A 25,575-nucleotide genomic window follows, 5' to 3' on the forward strand; every position below is an offset into this window, starting at 1 on the left:
TCACTCCTGGCCCGCGTCGTGGAGTGCCTTCGTCAGCAGCTCCGCCACGGATTGCACGGTGGGCTCGCGCAGCAGCGTGTGGTGGGTGCCCGGCAGCTCGTGCGATTCGAGCTGTTCGCCCACCAGCGCCGCCCAGCCGCCGTCGGGCGTGCGGGTCTCGTCCCGCTCCTCCGCGTGGATGCGCAGCACGCGCTGAGACATCGCGGGCGGGTGGTAGCGCCGGGCCGCTTCGAGGTTCGCCGCGAAGACCTGGAAGAGGGCCGTGGCGTCCATTCCGGGCGGCAGGGCTCCGGCCAGGGCCGCGGACTCCAGCACCGTGTCCACATCCAGGTCCGTCAGCGACACGCCCATCAGGTCCTGCGCGAACAGGCCCACCGCCAGCGTGCGGTCCAGGTCCGGCTCCGAGTCCGGCACCGTCTCCGGCACGTACGAGTCGATCATCGCCACCAACTCCACCGCTTCACCTGCCTCGCGGAGCTGGTACGCCATCTCGTAGGCGATGACGCCACCCAGGGACCAGCCACCCAGGTGGTACGGGCCGTGGGGTTGGACGCCTCGCACCACGCGCACGTAGCTGGCGGCCAGGGCCTCCACGGTGTCCAGCGGCTGATCCGTGCCGTCGAGGCCTCGAGCCTGGATGCCGTAGAAGGGCTGATCCGGTCCCAGCCCCCGCGCCAGCTCCGCGTAGGCCAGCACGTTGCCTCCCACCGGGTGCACGCAGAAGAACGGCGGTGCGGTGCCCGGGCCTTCCTTCGTGAAGGGCACCAACGGCGTGAAGGGCTTCGGCGCCTCCGGCTCGGCCTCTGCCAGCAGGACCGCGAACCGCTCCACGCTGGGGGCCTGGAAGAGCGTCGACAGCGGGAGCTTCCGGCCCGTCTCCCGGTGCACCGCCGCCATCAGCCGCACCGCGAGCAGCGAGTGTCCGCCCAGTTCGAAGAAGCTGGAGCGCACGTCCACCGCGGCCACGCCCAGGGCTTCGGCCCAGAGACGCTCGAGCATCGCTTCATGCTCGTCCCTGGGGCCGACCGTCGCTTCGGGGTTCGTGGCCTGGTCCACCGGTGCCGGCAATGCCGCTCGGTCCACCTTGCCGTTGGGCGTCAGAGGCAGGACGGGCAGGGCGACGTAGGCCGCCGGGACCATGTAGTCCGGCAGCGAGCGCTGGAGGTGGCTTCGGAGCGGAGCGGTGTCCACCTCCGGCGCCACGTACGCCACCAGTCGCTGCATGCCCGGCACGTCCTCGCGCACCAGCACCATCGCGTCACGGATGCCCGGATGCGTGCGCAGCGCGGCTTCGATTTCGCCCGGCTCGATGCGGTAGCCGCGCAGCTTCACCTGGAAGTCCACGCGACCCATGAAGTCCAGCGTGCCGTCCTGCTTCCAGCGGACCCGGTCGCCCGTGCGGTACAGGCGGGCTCCGCGCTCCGTGCTGAACGGGTGGGGGAGGAAGCGCTCCGCCGTGAGGTCCGGCCTGTTGCGGTAGCCGCGCGCCAGTCCTTCGCCCGAGATGAACAGCTCGCCCGGCACTCCCACGGACACGGGGTTCAGGTTCGCGTCCAGCACGTACACGCCCACGTTGAGCATGGGCCGGCCGATGACGGGCGTGGGCTGCGCCGTGCCCTGGATGCACTCGATGGTGGACGCCACGGTGCCCTCGGTGGGGCCGTAGGCGTTGTAGGCCTTCGTGTGATTCGTGGCCGCGAGCGTGCGCCACGTCACCTCGTCCATCGCCTCACCGCCGATGAAGCAGATGCCCGGCACGTGGGACTGATCCAGGACGCCTGCCTCCAGCAGCAGCTTGAACAGCGACGGCGTGCAGTCCAGCGCGTCGATGCGCCGCTGCTCCAACCACGTGAGCATCGCCTCCGGATCCTGCCGCACGGCCTCCGGGACGATGCACAGGCAGTGGCCGTCCGCCATCAACAGCAGCTGCGTCACGGACGCGTCGAAGTAGAGCGGCCCGTTGAGGCTCACCCGCATCACCTTGGGCGCCTGCGTGTAGCAGGCCTCCGTCAGCGAGCGATGCAGGTGCGCCAGCGAGCGGTGCTGGATCATCACGCCCTTGGGCATGCCCGTGGAGCCCGACGTGTAGATGACGTAGGCCAGGTGCTCTGGCCGTGTGGCCGTGCGCGGGTTTCCCGGCGAGGACGCTTCGATGCGCCTCGCGTCCACGTCCAGCCGCACCACGTGCCGCACCGCCGGCTGCCACGACTCCACCAGGGACTGCGTGGTCAGCAGCACGGCCGCGCCGCTGTTCTCCAGGATGAAGGCCCTTCGCGCTTCAGGTGCCGCGGGGTCTAGCGGCACGTACGCGCCGCCCGCCTTGAGGATGCCCAGGAGCGCGACGATGGCCTCCGGCGAGCGCTCCAGGCAGAAGGCCACCGGCACATCGGGGCCCACGCCCAGTGAGCGCAGGTAGTGCGCCAGTTGGTTCGCGCGCACGTTGAGCTGGTGGAACGACACCGTCGTGTCGCCCATCACCACGGCGGGCGCCTTGGGCGTGCGCGTCACCTGCTGTTCGAAGCGTGCGTGGAAGGGCAGGTCGGACTCGAAGCGGATCGTCTCGCCGCTCCACTCCTCCAGCACCCACTGGCGCTCCTCCGCCGTCAGCAGGGGCAGGGTGTCCAGCGCGGCATCGGGCTTCGCGACCGCGCCTTCCAGCAGTTGGACCAGGTGCTCGGACAGCCTGCGGGCCGTGGCGGACTCGAAGAGGTCCGTGGCGTAGGAGAGGTCGCCCTCGAAGCCTCGCTCCGTGCGGCTCAGCGTCAGGTCCAGGTCGAACTTCGTCGTGGGCAGGTCCACCTCCACCGGGCGCAGCGTCAGCTCCGGCAGACGCACCTCCGCTTCCGGCATGTTCTGGAGCGCGAAGAGGGCCTGGATGAGCGGCGTGCGCGACAGGTCGCGCGTGGGCTGCACGGCTTCCACCAGGCGCTCGAAGGGGATGTCCTGGTGCTCGTACGCGCCCAGCGTGGTGGTGCGCACCTGCGAGAGCAGCTTCCGGAACGACGGGCGGCCGTCGAACCTGGCGCGCAGCACCAGCGTGTTGACGAAGAAGCCGATGAGGCCCTCCGTCTCCGCGTGACGGCGGCCCGCGATGGACGTGCCCACCAGCAGATCCTCCTGGCCGGAGTACCGGTGCAGCAGCGTCTGGAAGGCCGCGAGCAGCACCATGAAGGGCGTGGCGCCTTCCGCCTGGGCCAGCGCTTCCACCGCCTCACTCAACGACAGCGGCAGGCGCACAGGGAACGTAGCGCCCCGGGCGGAACGCTGGGGCGGACGCGGCTTGTCGGTGGGCAGGGCCAGGGCCTGCGGAGCTCCGGCCAACTGCTGCGTCCACCACGCGAGCTGCGCGTCCAGCACTTCGCCCTGGAGCCAGCCTCGCTGCCACACGGCGAAGTCCGGGTACTGCACCGGCAATGGGGCCAGCGGCGAGGGCTGACCCTGCCGGAAGGCCTCGTAGAGCGCGGTGACTTCGCGCACCAGGATGCCCATGGACCAGCCGTCGCCGATGGCGTGGTGCAGGCACAACAGCAGCACATGTTCCTGCTCGCCCAGCTTCAACAGCGTGAGCCGCGTGAGCGGACCCATGGCGAGGTCGAAGGGCCGCAGCGCGTCCTCGCTCGCGAGCCGCACGGCCTCCGCTTCTCTCTCATCGTCGGGCAGGCCCGTCAGGTCCACCACCGACAGGACTCCGGTGGGGGCGGGGTGCACGTGCTGGCGGGGTTCGCCGTCGTGGGCCTCGAACGTCGTGCGCAGCGCTTCGTGACGCTGCACCAGGGCGTCGAAGGCCTGCTGTAGCGCGGGCACGTCCACCGCGCCGGAGAGGCGCAGCGCGGTGGGCATGTTGTAGAGCGCGCTGCCCGGGTCGAGCTGATCGATGAACCACAGCCGCTGCTGCGCGAACGACAGCGGGTGCGGACCGGGCGTCGCGGCGGGACGCAGCGGTGGCAGGGCGTTGGCCTCCGGTGCATCCGGCAGCCGCTGGGCGAGCGCCGCCACGGTGGGGGACTCGAACAACGCGCGGACGCCCACGTCCACGCCGAAGCGGGCGCGGATGCGGGAGACCAGCTGTGTGGCCAACAGCGAGTGGCCGCCCAGCTCAAAGAAGTGGTCGTTGCGGCCCACGACGGGCACGTTCAACAGCTCCTCCCACAGCGAGGCCAGGGCCACCTCCGCGGGCGTCGCCGGAGCCTCGTACGAGCGCGCGGCGCGCCACTGCGCCTCCGGTGACGGCAGGGCCTTGCGGTCCACCTTGCCGTTGGGAGTCAGCGGCAGGGCGGGCAGGGTGACGAAGGCCGACGGCACCATGTACTCCGGCAGGTGCTTGCGCAGGTGCTCTCGCAGCACCTCTGTGTCGCCGTCCGTCACCACGTAGGCCACGAGCCGCGCATCGCCCGGCGTGTCTTCCCGGACCAGGGCCAACGCGTCCCTCACTCCGGCATGCGTGCGCAGCGTGGCTTCGATTTCGCCCAGCTCGATGCGGTAGCCGCGCAGCTTCACCTGGAAGTCCAGGCGGCCCATGAACTCCAACGTCCCGTCCGGCCGCCAGCGGCCCTTGTCTCCCGTGCGGTAGAGGCGGGCTCCGGGCTCCGCGCTGAAGGGATCCGGGACGAAGCGCTCGGCCGTCAGGTCCGGACGGCCCAGGTAGCCGCGCGTGACGCTTTCGCCGGAGAAGCACAGCTCGCCCGGCATGCCGAAGGGCACCAGGCGCTGCCGTGCGTCGAGCACGTACGCGTTCAGGTTCGCCAGCGGCCGCCCGATGACGGGCTCCGTCCGGGGACTGCCCTGGATGGAGGCTCCCGTCGTGCCGACCGTGCACTCCGTGGGGCCGTAGCCGTTGAAGGCGCGCGTGCGGTCTGTCGCCGCGAGCCGCCGCCATGTCTCCACGTCCAGCGCGTCGCCGCCCGTCACGATGACCGGCGGCACCCAGGCCCGCTCCAGCAGTCCGGCAGCGAGGAGCGGCTTGAGCTGCGCGGGCGTGCAGTCCAGCGCGTCGACGCGGTGCTGCTCCAGCCAGGTGAGCATCGCCTGCGGGTCCAGGCGCAGCGCGTCCGGAACGACGTGGAGGCAGTGCCCGTCGATGAGGTGGACCACGCGCTCAATCACCGCGTCGAAGTACAGCGGCGCGTTGACGCTGATGCGCTGTCCACGCGGCTGGCCCGCGTAGAACGCGCGGCCCATGGCCCGGTGCATGTTGAGCACGGAGCGGTGCTGCACCATCACGCCCTTGGGCGTGCCCGTGGATCCGGACGTGTACAGCACGTACGCCAGGTGCTCCGGGCCTGTCAGGGCGGGCAGGGGGTCGTGGGAGAGGGCACCCAATCCGGGTTGCTCCACGTCCAGCCAGACCTCCTGGACGCCGTAGGGGCTCCAGTCCCCGCACGCGGTCTCCGTCGTGACGAGCACGGCCGCGGCGCTGTCCTTCAGCACGAAGTCCCTGCGCGCTGGTGGGGCTCCGGGGTCCAGCGGGACGAAGGCCCCGCCCGCCTTGAGCACCGCGAGGAGCGCGACGATGGACTCCACCGAGCGCTCCAGGCACAGCGCCACCCGCACCTCCGGGCCCACCCCCAGCGAGCGCAGCCGCCACGCGAGCTGGTTCGCCCGCGTTTCGAGCTGCCGGTACGTCAACGCCGTCTCCCCGAACACCACGGCTGGGACATCCGGGGTGCGCGCCACCTGCCGCTCGATGAGGCCGTGCAGCGTGGCGTCGCGCTCGAAGTCGAGCAGCTCACCGCCGCCCATGCGCACCAGCCGCACCAGCTCCTCCGGCGACACGAGCGACACGTCCGCCAGCGGCAGGTCCGGCGCGTCGCACACGGCCTCCAGCAGGCGGCGCAGGTGCGCGGCGAACCGCTCGATGGTGCCCGCGTCGTACCACTCCGCGGCGTAGTGGAAGCGGCCCTCGTAGCCGTCGCGGGTCCGGTTCAGGTCCAGCGCCAGCTCGAACTGCGTAGGTGTGCCGCCGTCGAAGGAGGCCGGCCCCACGGTGAGGCCGGGCACCGCGAGCTCCGGCACGGGCGCGTTCTGGAGCGCGAACATCGCCTGGAACAGCGGCGTGCGGCCCAGGTCTCGCTCGGGCTGGAGCGCCTCCACCAGGTGCTCGAACGGGATGTCCTGGTGCTCGTACGCGCCCAGCGTGGTGGCGCGCACCTGCGACAGCAGCTCGCGGAAGGTCGTCTTCGCACCGAAGCGGCCGCGCAGCACCAGCATGTTCACGAAGAAGCCGATGAGGCCCTCCGTCTCCGCGTGCCTGCGGTTCGCGATGGGCGAGCCCACCAGCACGTCGTCCTGTCCGGACATGCGCGACAGCACGGCCTGGAACGCCGCCAGCAGCGCCATGAAGGGCGTGGCGCCTTCGGCCTGTGCCAGCGCATCCACGCGCTCGCTCAGGACGCGCGGCAGCGTCACCCGGACCAAGCCGCCCCGTTGCGTGGAGGTGGCGGTCCTTGGCCGGTCCGTGGGCACGTCCAGCACGAAGGGTGCTCCGGACAACTGGTTCTTCCACCACTCGACCTGCGCTTGCAGCACGCCGCCCTGGAGCCAGCCGCGCTGCCAGACCGCGAAGTCCGCGTACTGCACCGGCAGCTCCGGCAGGGCGGCGAAACGGCCCGCGCGCCGGGCCTCGTAGAGGGCCGTGAGCTCCTGCACGAGGATGCCCAGGGACCAGCCGTCGGACACGATGTGGTGCAGGTGCAGCACCAGCACGTGCTCCCGTTCATCCAGCTTCATGAGCAGGGCACGGATCACCGGCCCGCGTGTCAGGTCGAACGGGCGGAGCGTCTCCGCGTGGCCCAGGCGCTGGGCTTCGGCCTGCTTCGCGGCGCGGCTGCCCAGGCCCGTCAGGTCCACCAGCTCCAGAGGGACGTGACCCTCCGGGTGGATTTCCTGCACGGGCTTGCCCATCTCCATGCGGAAGGTGGTCCGCAGGGATTCATGCCGCGCCATCAGCGCGTCCAGGCTGGCGCGCAGCGCGTCCACGTCCAGGTCGCCGGTGAGGCTCAGGGGCAGCGGCATGTTGTAGAGCGGGCTGCCCGGCTCCAGCTGATCGACGAACCACAGCCGCTGCTGCGCGAACGACAACGGCGGAGCGGACGTCCTCTCGGCACGGACCAGCGGCGGCGCCTGGGTGCGGCGCGCGCTCACCAGCCGCTCCGCCAGCGACGCCACCGTGGGCGCACGGAACAGCTCGCCCAGCGGCAGCTCCACGCCCAGCGTCGAACGGATGCGCGACACCACCTGCGTGGCCAGCAGCGAATGCCCACCCAGATCGAAGAAGTCGCCGTGGATGTCCACGGTGTCCAGATGCAGCACCTCCGCCCAGATGCCCGCGAGCGCCTTCTCCAGCTCGTTCCGGGGCGCGGCGATGGCGCCGTCCGTGACACGGGTCTGGGGCGCGGGCAGGGCCTTGCGGTCCACCTTGCCGTTGGGGCTCAGGGGCAGCTTCTGCAGCACCACGATGGCGGTCGGCACCATGTAGTCCGGCAGCTGCTTCTGCACGGACGCTCGCAGCGCGCCCGTGTCCAGGCCTTCGTCTTCACCGCACACCACATAAGCCACGAGGCGCTTGTCGCCGGGCACGTCCTCGCGCACCACGACCACCGCCTCCTCGACCTCCGGCGACTGGCGCAGCACGGCTTCGATTTCGCCCGGCTCCACGCGGAAGCCTCTCAGCTTCACCTGGAAGTCGGCGCGGCCCAGGAACTCCAACGTCCCGTCGCGCTGCCAGCGCACGCGGTCGCCCGTGTCGTAGAGGCGCGCTCCGGGTTCGGTGGCGAAGGGGTGGGGGATGAAGCGTTCGGCGGTGAGGTCTGGGCGCTGGAGGTAGCCCCAGGCCAGACCGTCTCCGCCCACGTACAGCGTGCCCGGCACGCCCGGCGGTACGGGCTGGAGTGCACCGTCCAGCACCCACACCGTGGAGTTCGACAGCGGCCGGCCAATGGGCACCGATCGGCCCACGGTGTCACCGGCGCGCAGCGTGTGCGTGGCGGAGAACGTGGTGTTTTCCGTAGGGCCGTAGCCGTTGACCAGCACGGCGCCCGGGGGCAGCCGCTTCAGGTGTTCACGCACTCGCTCCACGGACAGCACGTCGCCGCCCGCCAGCACCTGCTTCACTCGGGCCAGCGCGTCGCCCTGGTGCAGCACCATCTGCTCGAAGAGGGCCGCGGTGAGCCACAGCGTGGTGATGCCCTCGCGCCGCAGCAGCGCTCCCGTCTCCTCCAGTGACAAGGCCTTGGGCGGTGCGAGCACCAGCGTCGCGCCATTCAGCAGCGCACCCCAGATCTCCAGCGTGGACGCGTCGAACGCGATGGGCGCCAGTTGGAGGAAGACCTCCTCGGGTCCGAAGTGGATGAAGTCCGCGCCGCGCACCAGGCGCGTGATGCCCCGGTGCGGGACGCTGACGCCCTTGGGCCGGCCGGTGCTTCCCGACGTGAACATCACGTAGGCCAGCGCGTCGGCGGAGACATTCAGGTCGAGTGGCGTCTCCGGCTGCCGCGCGATCTGGGCTTCATCCGCGTCCAGAAGGACCTGGAGGTCCGTCACCTGGGGCAGCTCATCCGCCAGGGCCTCCTGCGTGACGAGCACGCTCACGCTGGCCGCCTGGAGCATCCAGGTGATGCGCTCCGCGGGGGCCTTCGCGTCCACCGGCACGTAGGCCGCGCCGGCCTTGAGGATGCCCAGCAGACCGGTGACGAGGTCGAACGACCGCTCCAGGCACAGGCCCACCCGGTGACCGGGCCGCACGCCCTGGCGCCGCAGGTGGTGCGCGAGCTGGTTCGACGCCCGCTCCAGCGCCGCGTACGTGATCGTCTCCCCGCCGGACTTCAGCGCGATGGCGTCCGGCGTGCGCGCGGCCTGTTCCGCGAAGAGGGCGCCCACTGACGCGTCGCGCGAGTAGTCCCGGGCGGTGTCGTTCCACTCGATGAGCAACCGCTGGCGCTCCGCGTTCGTGAGCCATGGCAGCTGCCCCAGCTGCGTGTCCGGCGCTCGGACAACGGCCTCCAGCAGCACGCGGAGGTGATCCGCCATCCCGGCCGCGGTGGCCGGTTCGAAGAGGTCCTGGTTGAAGACGAGCCCGCCGTCGAAGCCATCCGGCGTGCGCATCATCAGCCACTGAAGGTCGAAGAGGATGACCTCCGGGGTGGACTCCAGTGGGCGCAGCGTCAGCCCCGGCAGGGACAGCTCCGGCAGGGGCGCGTTCTGGAGCGTGAAGGTCACCTGGAACAGTGGCGTGCGGCCCAGGTCGCGCTCCGGGTGGAGCACCTCCACCAGCTTCTCGAACGGCAGGTCCTGGTGCTCGTACGCGCCCAGCGTGGTGGCGCGCACCTGCTCCAGCAGTTCACGGAAGCGGAGCGTGTCGCGGACCCGCGTGCGCAGCACCACCGTGTTCGCGAAGTAGCCGATGAGGTCCTCGGACTCCGCGTGACGGCGGCCCGCGATGGGCGACCCCACGAGCACGTCATCCTGGCCCGCGTACCGGTGCAGCAGCAGCTGGAAGGCCGCGAGCAGCACCATGAAGGGCGTGGTGGAGGTCTGCTTCGCCAGCGACTCCAGCGCCTCGCTCAGCTCGCGCGGCAGGGTCATGGGCTGCACGCCGGCCCGGAAGGACTGCCGCGTAGGACGCGGGTGGTCCGAGGGCAACTCCAGGTAGGGCGCGGCGCCATCCAGCTGCCCGCGCCAGTACGCCACCTGCGACTCCAGCACGTCGCCCTGGAGCCAGCCGCGCTGCCAGAGGGCGTGGTCGGCGGCCTGCACCGGCAGCTCCGGCAACGGCGACGGCTGCTCCTCGGCGAACGCCGCGTAGAGCGCGCCCATCTCCCGCACCAGCACTCCCGTGGACCAGCCGTCGGAGATGATGTGGTGCGTGTTGAGCAGCAGCCGGTGCTTCGTGGGCCCCAGCTTCATCAGGAGCCCTCGGAACAGCGGGCCCTCCTCCAGGTCGAACGGGGCGCGGGCCTCTTCCAGCGCCAGCCGCGATGCCTCCGCCTCGCGCGCCTCGGCCGTCGGCAGCGCGGACAGATCCTCGTGCCGCAGGGGCATGGGGAAGGGCGGATGGATGACCTGCGACGGCGTGCCCTCGTACGAACTGAAGGTCGTGCGCAGCGCTTCGTGGCGGCGCACCAGTTCGTCGAATGCGGCCAGCATCACGATGATGTCCAGCGTGCCGTCCAGCTCCAGCATGCTCGGGAGGCTGTAGGCGTTGCCCGCCGTGCCGAGTTGCTCGATGAACCAGAGCCGATGCTGCGCGAATGACAGAGGCAGCACGTCCGGCCGCTCCGCGCGGACCAGCGCGGGCAGGGCGGACTCGGGGACTTCCAGGGCCTCGGAGGCGGGTTGCCGGAGGGCGTCGATGCGCTCGGCCAGCGCCGCGACCGTGGGCCCTTCCAGCAGGGCGCGCAGGGGCAGCTCCACGCCGAAGTGCTTGCGCACGCGCGACACCAGCTGCGTGGCCAGCAGCGAGTGACCGCCCAGTTCGAAGAAGCCATCGTTGCGTCCCACGGCGGGGACGCGCAGCACCTCGCTCCACAGTGGGATCAGCGCCGCCTCGGTGGGCGTCGCGGGCGGTTCGATGACGCGCTCCGTGGCGGGCGCGGCTTCCGGTGCCGGCAGCGCCTTGCGATCCACCTTGCCGTTGGACGTCAGCGGCAGGGTGTCCAGCGTGATGAACACCGCGGGCACCATGTACTCCGGCAGGTGACGGAGCAGGTGCTCGCGCAGGGGCGATGTGTCCACCTGCGGCGCGACGTACGCCACGAGCCGGTCGTCGTGCACCTGCACCACCGCGTCCCGGATGCTCGGGTGCGCGCGCAGCGTGGATTCAATCTCTCCCAGTTCGATGCGGTTGCCGCGCAGCTTCACCTGGAAGTCCAGGCGGCCCATGAAGTCGAGCGTGCCGTCCTCGCGCCAGCGGGCCTTGTCGCCCGTGCGGTACAGGCGCGCGCCGGGCTCCGTGCTGAAAGGGTCCGGCAGGAAGCGCTCGGCCGTGAGCGCGGGCTGGCCCAGGTAGCCTCGCGTGACGCCTTCACCGGAGAGGCACAGCTCGCCCGGCGTCCCGATGGGCGCCAGACGCTGGTTCGCGTCGAGCACGTAGGCGCGCAGGTTGGTTATCGGCCGGCCGATGACGGGCAACGGCTGGGGCGCGCCCTGGATGGCGATGGTCGTCGCGTCCACGGTGACCTCCGTGGGGCCATAGCCGTTGTAGGCACGCGTGCGCTTCGTCTCGGCGAGCTGCCGCCACGTCACCTCGTCCATCGCCTCGCCGCCGATGGTGAAGCGCCCGGGGAGGTGGGCACGCTCCAGCATTCCCGCGGACAGCAGGAGCTTGAGCTGCGACGGCGTGCAGTCGAATACGTCGATGCGCTGACCATCCACCCACCCGAGCAGGGTCTCTGGATCCAGACGCACGTCCTCCGGGACGATGACCAGGCAGTGGCCGTCCAGCAGCTGGATCACCTGTTCGATGGACGCGTCGAAGTACAACGGCGCGTTCACGGTGATGCGCTGAGCGGGCGGCAGCTCCTCGTAGATGCTCCGCGTCATCGCCAGGTGCAGGTGGATCACCGAGCGGTGCTGCACCATCACGCCCTTCGGCGTGCCCGTGGAGCCGGACGTGTAGATGACGTATGCGAGGTTCCCGGCGCCCACCACCGGCGGCGGGTTCTCCGAAAACCTGTCCGACTGTCCGACAGGTTCAGCCTCTCCCGACGCGACCTTCCCAAACCTGTCCGACTGTCCGACAGGTTTTGCGTCCAGCCGCACCAGGTGGGGCACCTCTGGGTGCCACGCTTCTTGCAGTGCCTGCGTCGTCACCAGGACGGACGCACCACAATCCTTGAGGACGAACGACTTGCGCGCGGCCGGAGCCTTGGGGTCCAGCGGCACGAAGGCTCCGCCGGCCTTGAGCACGGCCAGCAGTGCCACGATGGCCTCCGCCGACCGCTCCAGGCACAGGCCCACCGTCACCTCCGGGCCCACTCCCAGCGACCGCAGGTGCCAGGCGAGTTGGTTGGCCCGCGCGTTGAGCTGCCGGAAGGACAGCTTCGTTTCCTCGAACACCACGGCGTCCGCATCCGGCGTCTCGGCGGCCTGCCGTTCGAAGCGCGCGTGCACGGTGGTGTCGCGCTCGAAGTCCACGACGTCGCCGGTGCCGGTGCGTAGCAGCCAGGCACGGTCCTCGGCCGGGAGGAGGGACACGTCCGTCAGCCGGGCTCCGGGCTGGATGAGCGTTTCGAGCGCCTGACTCCACTGGCCCAGCACTCGCTGCACGGTGGCCGCGTCGAAGCGGTTCTCGTCGTAGGCCAGGTGCAGTTGGAGCTCGCGGCCCGGGTGCACCGTGGCCGACAGCGGGTAGTTCGTGCTCTCGCCGAGCTCCAGGTCGCGCAGATCCAGCGCGGTGGAGCGGCGCAGCACCGATTCGTCGAGGGGGGCGTTCTCGAAGACGAGCAGCGACTGGAAGAGTGGCAGGCCCCGGGGGATGTCGCTCCAACCGTGCGCGGCGACCAGCGGCGTGTGCTGGTGCTGCTGGATGTCCAGCAGCTTCGCCTGGAGGGACTGGAGCCAGGGCAGCACGGGCGCGTCCTCGTCGGGGAGCGCGACGCGGACTGGCAGCGTGCTGATGAGCAGGCCGAGCATGGCCTCCGAGCCCGCGAGTTCCGGCGGCCGACCCGCGAACGTGGTGCCGAAGAGGACATCGCGCGTGTCCGCGTGGCGCGCCAGCACCAGGGACCACGCCGCCTGCGTCAACGTGTTGACCGTGAGTCGGTGTTGCCGCGCGAAGGCTTCCAGCGCCGCGGTGCGTGCCTCCGGCAGGGTCAGCACCCGGTTGGGCTGATTCACCGTGCCGGACGGGATCGCGGACGGAGGGCGCGCGGCCGGCAGGGGCGTGGGCGACGACAGGCCTCTCAACTGGCTGCGCCAGAAGCGTTCGTCCTCGGCAACGTCGCGCTGGCCCAGCCACGCGATGTAGTCCCGGAACGGCGGACGCCCGGCGGCGGGCAGTGGCGTCTCGGCGGTCAGCGCGTCGTAGATGGCGAAGACCTCCTGGAAGAACAGGCCCAGACTCCATCCGTCGAAGAGCAGGTGGTGGTGGCTCCAGACGAAGCGCCACCGCGCGTCTCCCAGCCGCACCGCCGCCATGCGCGACAGGGGCGCGCGCGACACGTCGAAGCCGCGCGCGCGATCCTCCGCGAGCAGCCGCTCCAGCCCCGCCTGCTGCTCCGGCTCCGGCAGGTGGCGCCAGTCATGCGCTTCGAACGGCATCGCCGCACGCGAATGCACCGCCTGCAGCGGCGTCTCCAGGTCCTTCCACACGAAGGCCGTGCGCAAGATGGGGTTGCGGTCCACCGCCGTCTGCCACGTCCGCTGGAACAGCGCGAGGTCCACGTCCGAGTGGACCGACCACGCGGCCTGCTCGAAGTAGAAGCCCGACTCCGGATCATTCAGCGCGTGGAAGAGCATGCCCTCCTGGAGCGCGGAGAGCGGGAACAGGTCCTCTACCGTGGGACCCTGCGCCGCGAGCACCGCGTCCAGTGAGGCCTGGGCCAGGCGCGCAAGGGGGAAGTCGATCGGCGTCCTCCTGCTCGCGTCCTCCGAGTGGCGTCGGGCGATGAGCTCGCGCAGCGCGCGCGTGAAGCCTTGGGCCAGGGCTTCGATGGTGGCGGCGTGATGCCACTCATGGCTGAAGCCGAAGTCCATCCGCAACTGTCCGTCCGCGACGAAGCCGTTGATGGACAGCGCGTGCGCGCGATGGGTCAGGCCGGTGGGATCCGTGCCCGGCGCGAAGAGGGTGCTGGTGGAACCGTCCAGTTGCCTCAACTCGTTGAAGACCACCTGCGCGGACGGCAGGGCCGCGAGCCGCTGGCGGAGCTCCTCGGGCCCCATGAACCGCAGCAGGCCCTGGCCGATGCCTCGGTCGGACCCTGTGGACAGCGAATCGCGCACCGCGCGCAGGCAGTCCCCGGCCGAGCCTCCCTCCGGCAACTGGAGCAGGGCCGGCGTCAGTGACGTGAAACACCCCACGGTGCGGGACACGTCCGCATCCGCGAAGAGTTCCTCACGACCGTGGCCCTCCAGGTCGATGAGCAGGCGCGACTGGCCCGTCCACTCGCGCAGGGCCAGCGCCAGGGCCGTCAACAGGATCTCGTTGATCCGCACCCGCCAGGCCGCCGGCGTCTCCTGGAGCAACAGCCGGGTCTCCTCCGCGTCCAGCCGCACGGACACAGTGCGGTGCGAGTCCGCGGTGCCGGGCCCGGAGCCGTCGGTGGGCAACAGCGCTACGTCCCGCCGGGCCTCGTCGAGCCAGAGGGGCGTCTGCGCATGCAGTGCGTCGGACAGGGCGTGGACTTCCATCCTGCGGGCCCAGGCCAGGAACGAGGTCGTCTTCGTGGGAAGCGCGGGAGACTGGCCCGCGCGCAGCCGCAGGTAGGTGGTCTCCAGGTCCTCGACGAGCACCCGCAGGGACACGGCGTCCACCACCAGGTGGTGGAAGATCAGCAGCAGGCGCTGCTCTTGTCCGGCACCGAAGTGGAAGAGGGCGGCGCGCAGCAGGGGCGGACGGGACAGGTCGAACGAAGCCTGGAGGCGCTCGGCCTCCTCCTCCAGCCGCGCAGCGCGCATCTCCGCGGGCAGTTCGGACAGGTCGAACTGGAGCAGGGAAACCTGGGCCTCAGCGGGCGCGGCGTCCTGCTGGCGCCAGGCGCCGCCGTCCTCACGCATGAAGCGCATGCGCAGGGCGTCGTGGTGGACCACCAATGCCTGGAGCGCTTCTTCCACCCACGCCGCCTTCAACGGCTGGCGCGCCTGAAGCAGCAGCACCTGCTGGGCATGCGTGGGTTCGCGCTCCAGCAGCTGGCGCTGGATGGGCGTGAGCGGCACCTCGCCCACCACCGGTCCCTGTTCCGCGAGGCGGATCCCGCTGGCGCGAGCCACGGAGGCCAGGGCCGCCAGCGTCGGGTGTTGGAACAGGTCGCGGACGAACAGCTGGATGCCGGCCTGCCGGGCCCTCGCGACGGCCTGGAGGCTGATGATGGAGTCGCCGCCCAGCTCGAAGAAGTTGTCATCGAGCCCCACGCGTTCGACGCGCAGCACCTGCGCCAGGACCTCCGCGAGCGTCCGTTCCATCTCCGTGCGGGGTGCGATGTACTCGCGCGTCGCGGCGCGCAGGACCTCCGGTGTGGGCAGGGCCTTGCGATCCACCTTGCCGCTGGACGTCAACGGCAGCGCCGGCAACGGGATGAAGATCGCGGGCACCATGTACTCGGGCAGCCGCCGCGACAGGAGGGTCCGCAGCGAGGCGAGATCCAGGTCCGCGCCCGAGACGACATAGGCGACCAGGCGCCGCGCACCGGGCGCGTCCCCGAGCACCACGGCCACGGCCTCCCGGACCTCCGGGTGGGTGAGCAACGCGGCTTCGATTTCGCCCAGCTCGATGCGGAAGCCTCGCAGCTTCACCTGGAAGTCCGCGCGGCCCAGGTACTCCAGCGTGCCGTCGGTGCGCCACCGGGCGATGTCGCCCGTGCGGTACAGGCGCGCGCCCGGCGTGTCACTGAAGACGTCGGGGATGAAGCGCTCGGCGGTGAGGGAAGGGCGGCGCCAGTAGCCTCGGCCCACCTGCATGCCTCCGATGAACAGCTCGCCCGGGATGCCCACGGGCACCGGCTCGCCGCGGGCATCCAGCACGTGCATGCGCGTGTTGGCCACGGGCCGGCCGATGGGCACGATTCGCAGGGCTTCGTCGCGCGGGCACTCCCAGGACGTCACGTCCACGGCGGCCTCGGTGGGGCCGTAGAGGTTGTGCAGCGTGGTGTGCGGCAGTCGCGCCTGGGCACGGAGCACCAGGTCCGAGGGTAAGGCTTCGCCGCTGCACATCAACTGGCGCAGACGCGGCAGGGACTCCAGGCCGGGCTCCTCCACGAAGGCTCGCAGCATGGAGGGTACGAAGTGCGTGGTCGTCACGCCCTCGCGCGCCATCAGTGCCACGAGGTAGTCAGGCTCCTGGTGACCGCCGGGCCGTGCGAGCACCAGACGCGCGCCCGTCATCAGGGGCCAGAAGCACTCCCAGACGGACACGTCGAAGCTGAACGGCGTCTTCTGCAGCACCGTGTCCGACGGCGTCAGGCCGTAGCGCCCCTGCATCCAGCGCAGGCGATTGACGATGCCCGCGTGCGCGTTCATCGCTCCCTTGGGACGGCCCGTGCTGCCAGACGTGAAGATGACGTACGCCAGGGAGTCATCCCCAGCCAACGGCACGGGACGCGCCGTGGACTCATTCGCGAGCAGGTCCGCCTGCGCATCCAACGCGACGACGTGCGCGGCATGCGGAGTCAGCGAGGTGCGGAAGCGCTCTTGCACGAGGAGCACGGGCGCGGCGGTGTCCTCGAACATCCCGGCGAGCCGTTCGGCGGGCGTGGCCGGATCCAGCGGCACGTAGGCGGCTCCGGCCTTCAGGATGCCCAGGAGGGCGACGACCATCTCCAGCGAGCGCTCCATGCAGACGCCCACCAGGGTCTCCGGGCCGACGCCGCGCGCACGCAGGTGGTGCGCGAGTTGGTTGGCCCGGGCGTCGAGCTGCGCGTACGTGAGGCGCTGGTCCTCGAACTGGAGCGCGATGGTCTCCGGCGTGCGTTCGGCCTGGGACTCGAAGAGGTGGTGCAGCGTGGCCCCAGCGGGGAAGTCCACGCGCGTGTCGTTCCAGCCGCGCAGCACCTGTTCGCGGGCGGCCGGCGTGAGCAACGACAGCGTCGCGAGCGATGCTTCCGGAGTCGCGATGATCTCCCTCGCGAGTACCACCAGGTGCTCCGCCATGCGCTCGATGGTGGCTGCGTCGAAGAGGGCGGTGGCGTACTCCAGGTGGCAGGCGATGCCCGTGCGGCTCTCCAGCACCTCCAGGGACAGGTCGAACTTGGCCGTGTCGTTGGGGACTTCCACCTGGCTCAGTGCCAGCGACGGCAGCTGGCCCCGGGCCTCCGGCGTGTTGATCACGTTGAGGACGGCCTGGAAGACCGGCGTGCGGCTCAGGTCGCGAGGAAGCTCGAGTGTCTCCAGGACGCGCTCGAACGGAGCGTCCTGGCGTGCGTAGGCCTCCAGGGCCTGGGTGCGCACGCGGCCCAGCAACTCCACGAAGGACGGCTGGCCGGACAGCTTCGAGCGGAAGGGCAGGGTGTTGATGAAGCACCCCATCAGCCACTCGACCTCCGGGCGCATGCGGCCCGCGATGGGCGTGCCCACCACGAAGTCGTCCTGGCCGGAGTAGCGCGACAGCACCGTCTGGAAGAGCGCCATCAGCACCATGAACGACGTGGCGCCGTGCTTGCGGCCCAGCGCCAGCAGCGGCGCGGACACGTCGGCCGGGAACGCGAAGCGGTACCGCGCGCCCTCGAAGGACTGGACCGCGGGACGCGGCCGGTCCGTGGGCAGCTCCAGCGTGGGCGCCCCGGCCAGTTGCTGCTTCCACCAGGCGAGCTGCGCCTCCATCACGCCGCCGTCCAGCCAGGCGCGCTGCCACACGGCGTAGTCCGCGTACTGCACCGGCAGCTCCGTCAGGGGCGACGGCTGGCCCGAGTGGAACGCGGCGTAGTTCGCCGTCAGCTCGTGCGCGACGACCATGTTGCACCACGCGTCGGACACGGCGTGGTGGAAGACGATCGCCAGCACGTGCACCTGGGGCTCCAGGCGCAGCAGCGTCGCGCGCAGCACGGCCTGATCCAGGTCGAAGGGCAACAGTGCGTAGGCCCTGCAGAAGCGCCGCATCTCCGCTTCGCGGGCTTCGGGCGTGTCACCCTCCACGTCGCGGCGCGGGAGCGTCAGGCCGCGCGGCGGGTGGATGTTCTGCACCGCGCGGTCGCCCTCCAGCGCGTACGTGGTGCGCAGCACTTCATGCCGCGCCACCAGCGCGTCCAGCGTGGCCTGGAGCGCGTCCACGTCCAGCTCCCCGACGAGGCGGAAGAGCGACGGGTTGTTGTAGGCGCCGCTGCCGGGCGCCATCTGCTGGAGGTACCAGAGGCGATGCTGGGCGAAGGACAGCGGCAACGGCCGGTCGCGGCCCACGCGCGGAATGGGCGGCGGGCCCTCGTTCACGACTGGAGTTGCGGGGCGCGCGGAGACGGGCGCCACCGCAGGACGCGGCGCTTCCACGACCGCGGGACGCGCCACGGGCGGAGGGGGGAGGGGGGACGGTGACGCCACGGGCTCCATGCGGCCATCCGCGCGCAACCGGACATGGCGGCCGGTGCGGTACAGCCTCGCCGCGGCCTCTCGGGGGTGCGGCACCAGGCGGCGGTCCTCGTCGCCCGCGCGCCACAGCGCCGTGGGAAGCCCCGCGCCCGCGAGGGCCAGTTCGCCCACCACGCCCGCGGGCACGGGCTGACCGGCCGCGTCCAACACCCACGCCTGGAGGTTCGCGGGGATGCGTTCGCCCAGCGTGCGCGGCAACAGCGCGCCTTCCTGGGCGTCACCCGATAGCCACACCTCCACGCCCGCGGCCCTGTGCAGCGCCGCGCCCAACTCCGCCGACGCGCCTTCCAACACCAGCGCGCCAACATGAGCCAGGGACTCTCGCGCTCCGGGCAGTTCGCTGAGTGAACGCGCGAGCCGGGCCGACGTATGCACCAGCACCGCGCCGGACTGCCGCGCCAGCTCCAGCAGTCCTTCCACGCCCGCCTCGGCCTCCACCAGGACCTGCTCCTGACGGGCGGTGGCCTCCGCTGCCATTCGCTCGCGCACCACGGCCAGCCGGCGCAGGCCTTCCAGCACCACCGGGGTGTCGAGGCCGAAGTCGATGAGCGCCGCCACTTCATCCACGTCCGCCGCGCGCACGTCGCGCAGACGCTTCACGGCGCCGTCCACCGTTCCCACGAGGCCCGTCGTCTTGGCGTGGTTCTCGAAGGTGTGCTCCAGCAGCGCGTCGATGTCCTCCGGGGACAGCTTCTGGATGTCGCCCTGGTAGCCCTGGGTGAGCAGCAGCGACGTGACGATGTCCACCGAGCTGCGGAAGTACGCGAGCAGCGGCTTGCGCACGAGGCGCAACACCTCCTGGTCGTCGTCGCCCAGGTACGTGTGCAGCATGCAGGTGATGTGTCCTCGGCCGGGGTGGCCGTTGCGGCGCCAGGCCTCGCGGTACAACGCCACCTTCGGCTTCAACTCCTCCAGCGAGTGCGACAGCAGGCCCGTGAGCACGCCCGCGCCCAGCTCGCCCGCCATCCGGAAGGTCTCCGGGTTGGACGTGGCGGTGAGCCACACCGGCAGCTCCTTCTGCACGGGCTTCGGCCGCAGCGCTCCCTCCACCAGGGTGCCCGCGCCGCCGGGGCGCTTGAAGCGCTCGCCGCGCCACAGCGAGCGCAACGTGGACAGCTTCTCCAGCAGGATGTCGCGGCGCTTCTCGAAGTTGGCTGGCGCGAAGGTGAAGTCCTGCGTGTGCCAGCCCGTGGCCACGGAGAGGCCCACTCGGCCCTGCGACACGTTGTCCACCACGGACCACTGCTCCGCGATGATGAGCGGATCATGCAGCGGCAGCACCACGCTGCCGGAGCGCACGTGCAGGTGCTTCGTGACGGCCGCGACCGCGGCGGAGATCACCGCGGGCTGCGGGTACAAGCCTCCGAACGAATGGAAGTGCCGCTCCGGCGTCCACACCGCGGAGAAGCCGTTCGCGTCCGCGAACTTCGCTCCCTCCATCAGGAGTTCGTACTTGGGGCCCTGGAGCGCGTCCTCGTCGTTGGCGAAGTAGATGAGGCTCAGGTCCATCGCCTTCGCGCGCGGCCCGCCGCCTCCCAGACCCACCAGACGCGCGGTGATGCGCTCCGGCGGGTACACCACGCGCAGGCCTCGCGTGAGCGCCCACAGGGCCTCCAGCTCTGGACGGTCCGCGGACGCCTCGCTCGCGGACAGCCACGCGCCGCCGTCCGGTGGAGACAGCCGCGCGTCCAGGCCGGTGAAGAACTCCGACAGCTCGCGGTGGCCCAGCGCCCAGGCGGGCTGTCCGGCGCCCGTGGGCAACAGCCACGCCAGCGCGTGCGCGTCCTCTCCTGCGCGGAGGGGAGCACCCGATGCGTCCACGTCCTCCACGTAGACGACGCGCGATGCCTCCACTCGCACGGAGGCCACCAGCGCTCGCGTGGTGACGAGCACCGGCACGCGGGTGCCTTCTGGCGCGTAGACGGGCAACTGCGTCAGGTCCGCCGGGCCCAGCGCGATGCCCGCGCCACCCGCGGCCAGCACGCCCCACAGCGCTGCCAGCTTCTCCGGCGATGAGCGCAGGCACACGGCCACCGGCGTCCCTGCCGTCACGCCCAGGGCCTTCAGCCGCTCGGCCAGGGCATCCGCCCGGGCGCCCAGTTCAGCCCAGGTCCAATGCGCATCCCCGCGCGAGACGACGGTGGCATCCGCGTGGCGTGCGCGCCGCTCCGCCAGGAGGGCCGGCACGGAGGTGACGCCCGGTGAGGCACGGGGCGCGGGCCAGGCGCGGCGCTCGGCCTCCGTGGTCAGGGGCAACTGAGCGACAGGCGTCTCAGGCCGGGCAAGCGCCGCTCCGAGCAACACCTGGAAGTGCTCCATCAGCCGCTCCACGGTGGCGGCGTCGAACAGCTCCGTTGCGTACTCCAGGACGCCGTGGACGCGACCGGGAGCTTCGGAGAGCAGGAGCGTGAGGTCCGCCAGGGTGGCGCCCCATTGCACGGGCGTGCCCGACACCTCCACCAGCGAGCCGCGCAGACCCGTCAGGTTCAGCGTCCCGGCGCCCGCGGCCGCACCCGTGTGGTAGACGAACACGGAGTCCGTCAGCCTTCCTCGACCGATGTCGTGGCCCGGGATGAGGGCTTCCACCAGGTACTCGAAGGGCACGTCCGGACGCGTCTGTGCGTCGGCGACCTCGTCACGCACCTGGGTCAGCAGCTCGCGGAACGTGAGGCCGTCGGTGAAGCGCGTCCGGAACGCCGCCGAGTGCGCCACGTAGCCGATGAGCGGCAGCAGCTCCGGCCTCGTGCGGTTGGCGATGGGCGTTCCGACGATGACGTCCGTCTGGCCACTGTACCGGTGCAGCAGCGTCTGCCACGCGGCGAGCACCGTCATGTAGCCGGTGAAACCCTCTCGGCGTGCGAAGGCCACCAGCTCGCGGGCGAGCGCGGGCGGGAACTCGACCGTCATGCGCTCGGAGGTGAGCGGGCTCTCGGTGGGGCGCGGTCGGTCGGTGGGCAGGTCCAGCTTGCGCGGCATGCCAGCCAGCCGCTGCCGCCAGCCCTGGTCCTGTTCGGGCAGCCGGCCGCCCGCGATGCTGTCGCGCTGCCATGCGCCGAAGTCCGCGTACTGCACGGGCAGCGGGGGCAGGGGAGACGGACGCCCCTGGAGGAAGGCGTCGTAGAGCTGGCCCAGCTCCTGGACGAAGAGCGCGATGGACAGGGTGTCGCTGACGATGTGGTGGATGCCGCACAGGAGCAGGTGCAGCCGCGTGTCCACGCGCACGAGCGTGGTGCGCAGCACGGGGCCGTGGACCAGGTCGTACGGCTTCGCGGCGTCCTCGCGGGCGAGCCGGAGGGCCTCGGGTTCACGGGTCTCCGCGGGGCCGCGCAGTTCCACGCGGGTGAGCGGGACTCGCATGTTCGCGTGGAAGCGCTGCACGGGGCGGCCGTCCACGGCGTCGTAGGTCGTGCGCAGCGCTTCGTGGCGCTGGACGATCTCCTGGATGCCGCGCTCCATCACGTCCGCGTTCAGGTCGCCTTCGAGCCGCAGGACGAACGGGATGTTGTACGCGGACTGACCGGGCAGGTGCTGCTCCAGGCGCCAGACGCGCTCCTGCACGAAGGACAGCGGCAGCTCGCCGGTGCGCGCGAGCGGCACGAGCGGAAGCTCCACGGAGACGGGGGCCTGCGGCGACTGACGCAGCAGAGGCACCAGACGCTCCGCGATGCCCGCGACCGTGGGGGCTTCGAAGAGGGCGGCGAGCGGCAGGTTCACGCCGAATGCATCACGCACCTGGTTGAGCAGCTGCGCGGCCGTCAGCGAGTTGCCGCCAATCTCCAGAAAGTCGTCGTGGCGGCCGACGAACTCCAGGCCCAGTCGCGCGCGCCACAGCGCGGCCACGCGTTCCTCCACATCGCCACGAGGGGCATCGTCGTGCGCGGGCTGCGAGGGCAGGGGGGCAGCCTCGACAGGGGCCGGACTCGCGCTCGAAGCGGGGATGGCAACGGCCTCCACGGCCTGTGTGGACACCTCCACCAGAGACGGCGCCGTCACCGTGATGCGGCCTTGCGCCTTCTGCTCCACCCAGACGGTCTTCTCCTGGAAGACGTATGTGGGCAGGTGCAGCCGCAGGCGCTGCTCGTGCGAGTAGAACGCGCTCCAGGCCACGGGCACGCCCGCGGTCCACAGCTCGCCCACGGCCTGGAGCCAGCTCATCTGCTCCGTCGTCGTCCTGCTCAGACGCAGCGACGGCAGGCCTCGGACGCGAGGCGCGCCGTTCTCCACCGCCATCAGGTTCGCGCGCACCAGCGGCGTCACGTCCTGACCGGGGCCCACCTCCAACATCACCGCGCAGCCTTCCTCCTGCAGCGTCTCCACCGCGCGGGTGAAGTGCACGGGCTTGCGCATCTGCTCGGTCCAGTAGCGCGGATCCGCCAGTTGCCCGGGCTGTGCCACCGTCCCCGTGAGGCTGGACACGTACCGCACCGTCGGCTCTGTCCAGCGCAGCGTGCCCACCACGCACGCCAGCTCCGGCATCAACGGCTCCACGTCCACCGAGTGGAACGCGTGCGGCGCCGGCATGCGCACCGCTCCGACCTTCTGGGCCTTGAGCGCGGCCTCCAGGCGATCCACTTCCTCCACCGGTCCGGACACCACGCAGCGGTCCGGCGTGTTCACCGCCGCCAACTCCAGCCGGCCCGACAGCAGCGGCTGGACCCGAGCCGCGGGCAGCGCCACCGCCAGCATCGCGCCCGGCGGCATGCGGTGCATCAGCTCACCGCGCGCCACCGTGAGGCGCATCGCGTCCTCCAGGGACAGCACGCCCGCGACGCACGCCGCCGCGTACTCGCCGAAGCTGTGCCCCAGCACCGCGTACGGCTTCACGCCCAGGTCCTGCCACAGCCGCGCCAGCGACACCTGCACGCTGAACAGCGCGGGCAGCGCCACACGCGTATCCGCCAGGGCCTCCGTGGACTCCGCCTCCGCACCGGCCTCGGGCGACAGCAGCCGCGACACGCGCTCCCGCAGCGGCGCCTCCAACAACGCGAGGCACGCGTCCAGGTGCTCGCGGAACCGGGGCGACGCCTCCGCCAGCTCGCGCCCCATCGCGACCCGCTGCGCTCCCTGGCCGGAGAACACGAACGCCACGCGAGGCGCGCGCTTCTCGGTCTTCACCGCGACCACCGGCTTGCGCAGCTGGCGCACCAGGTCCGCCGTGTCCTTCACCACCAGCACGTGACGGTATTCGAACGCCTTGCGGCCCACGGCGTGCGTGAACGCCAGGTCCGCCAACGCCTGCGCATCCACGCCCTCCGCCACGTGCGCATCCAGCTGCCGTACCGCGGCCTGCAACGCCTCCAGCGATCGCGCGGACAGCAGGACGAGTTGGTGGGACCGCGAGGTGGGACCGCTCCGCCGCAGTGGGGCTTCCTCGAGGACCGCGTGCGCGTTGGTGCCGCCAATGCCGAAGGAGCTGACCGCGGCGAAGCGGGGTGTCTCACCGCGAGGCCACGGCCGCAGGGTGGTGTTGACGAAGAACGGTCCCGCGTCGAAGTCGATCTGCGGATTGGCCTTCTCGAAGTGGAGGCTGGGGGGAATCTCCCCGTGGTGCAGCGACAGCGCGGCCTTCATCAGGCCAGCAAGGCCCGCGACCGTGTCCAGGTGGCCCACGTTCGTCTTCAGCGACGCCAGCGCGATGCTCCCCCGGTGCTCCGCGCCCAGGCCGTACGCGCGGGTCAGCGCCGCCACTTCAATCGGGTCACCCAGGGGCGTCGCGGTGCCGTGGGTCTCCACGTAGCCCACGGCCTCCGGCGCCACTCCCGCGTTGGCCAGCGCCTGGGACACGACCGCTGCCTGTCCCTTCACACTGGGCGCGGTGAAGCCGGACTTGTTGCGGCCGTCGTTGTTCAGCGCCGAGCCCCGGATGACGGCGTAGATGGAGTCCCCATCCCGCAGCGCGTCCTCCAGGCGCTTGAGCACCACCGTGCCCACGCCGTTGCCGGACAGCGTGCCCCCCGCCTTCGCGTCGAATGCGCGGCAGTGGCCGTCCGGGGAGAAGATGAGCCCCTCCTCGTGCACGTAGCCCGTGCGCTGCGGCAGCGACAGCCGCATCGCGCCCGCGAGCGCCACGTCGGACTGGCCCGTCCGCAGGCTCTGGGAGGCCAGGTGCACCGCCACCAGTCCCGTGGAGCACGCGGTGTACAGCAGCACGCTTTCGCCCGTGAGCCCCAGCTTGAAGGACGCCTTCGTCGCCAGGCTCTCGTGCGTGGCGGTGCCGTGCAGCTCCATGAACGACGCGGCGTCCAGCGGCATCGCCTGGCGCACGGCGTCCGTGTATCCGGAGCCCGTGGCCCCCGCGTACAGCGAGATGGCGCCGGGGAAGCGCTCCGGGTCGATGCCAGCGTCCTCCAGCGCGGCCCATGCCGTCTGGAGGAAGAGCCGCTGCTGCGGATCCGTGAACTGTGCCTCGCGCATCGACATGTCGAAGAACGCGTGGTCGAACCGGTCCGCGCCGTCGATGACGCCCGCGGCTGGGACGAAGGCCGGCTGGTGCCACAGCTCCAGGCCCTCCGGCAGGACGGACAGGTGCTCCAGTTCCTCCGGCGCGAAGCGCGTGATGGACTCCACGCCTCCGCGCAGGTTGCTCCAGAACTCCGCCACCGTCATCGCGCCGGGGAAGCGGCCCGCCATGCCGATGATGGCGATGGAGCCGGACTCGCCGGCCTTCGGGGCCTCGCGCGGACGGTGACCGGGGGCTTGAGACACGGGCTGAACGGTGCCCGGGCCCTGCTGGGACTCACGCTCCAGCCGCTGGACGAACCCTTCGAGCGTGGGGTGTTCGAACAGCCACACCACGGGCACCTCGCGCTGGAGCTCCTCGCGCAGGCGCGCGGCCAGCCGCACCACGGTCAGCGACGTGGCGCCCAGGTCCTCGAAGAAGTGGTCCTGCGCGCTCACGCGGTCCGTGCTCAGCTCGCGGGCGAAGACGGGCGCCAGGCGCTGCTCCAGCGGGTGCGTGGGCTCCACGAAGCGGCCCTGACGTCCGGTGGACGCGGCGTCCGGCACGGGCAGCGCCTTGCGGTCCACCTTGCCGCTGGGGTTCAGGGGCAGGGTGTCCAGCATCACGAACACCGACGGCACCATGTACTCCGGCAGCCGCTGCCGCAGCGCCGCTCGCAGCGCGGACGCGTCCAGCACCTGCCCCGGGCCAGGCATCGCGTAGGCCACGAGCCGCTTGTCCCCGGGCACGTCCTCGCGCACCACCACCGCGGCGTCCTGCACCGCGGTCAGGTCGCGCAGGGCGGCCTCCACCTCCGCCAGTTCGATGCGGAAGCCGCGCACCTTCACCTGCGTGTCGATGCGGCCCAGGAACTCCAGCGTGCCGTCCGGACGCCAGCGGCCCATGTCCCC

At 71.4% G+C, this 25,575-nt stretch carries 1 protein-coding gene (running past one end of the window); it reads right to left on the reverse strand.

Annotated elements, in window-relative coordinates:
* The coding region annotated (locus D7X99_RS29765) for a non-ribosomal peptide synthase/polyketide synthase (protein WP_121780731.1) crosses the window boundary (this coding region is incomplete at its 5' end): on the reverse strand, positions 1-25,575 show 25,575 of its 31,575 nt. Its footprint extends 6,000 nt past the window's final position.

This window comes from Corallococcus sp. AB032C, from assembly GCF_003668935.1.
GTDB classification, from domain to species: Bacteria; Myxococcota; Myxococcia; order Myxococcales; family Myxococcaceae; genus Corallococcus; species Corallococcus exiguus.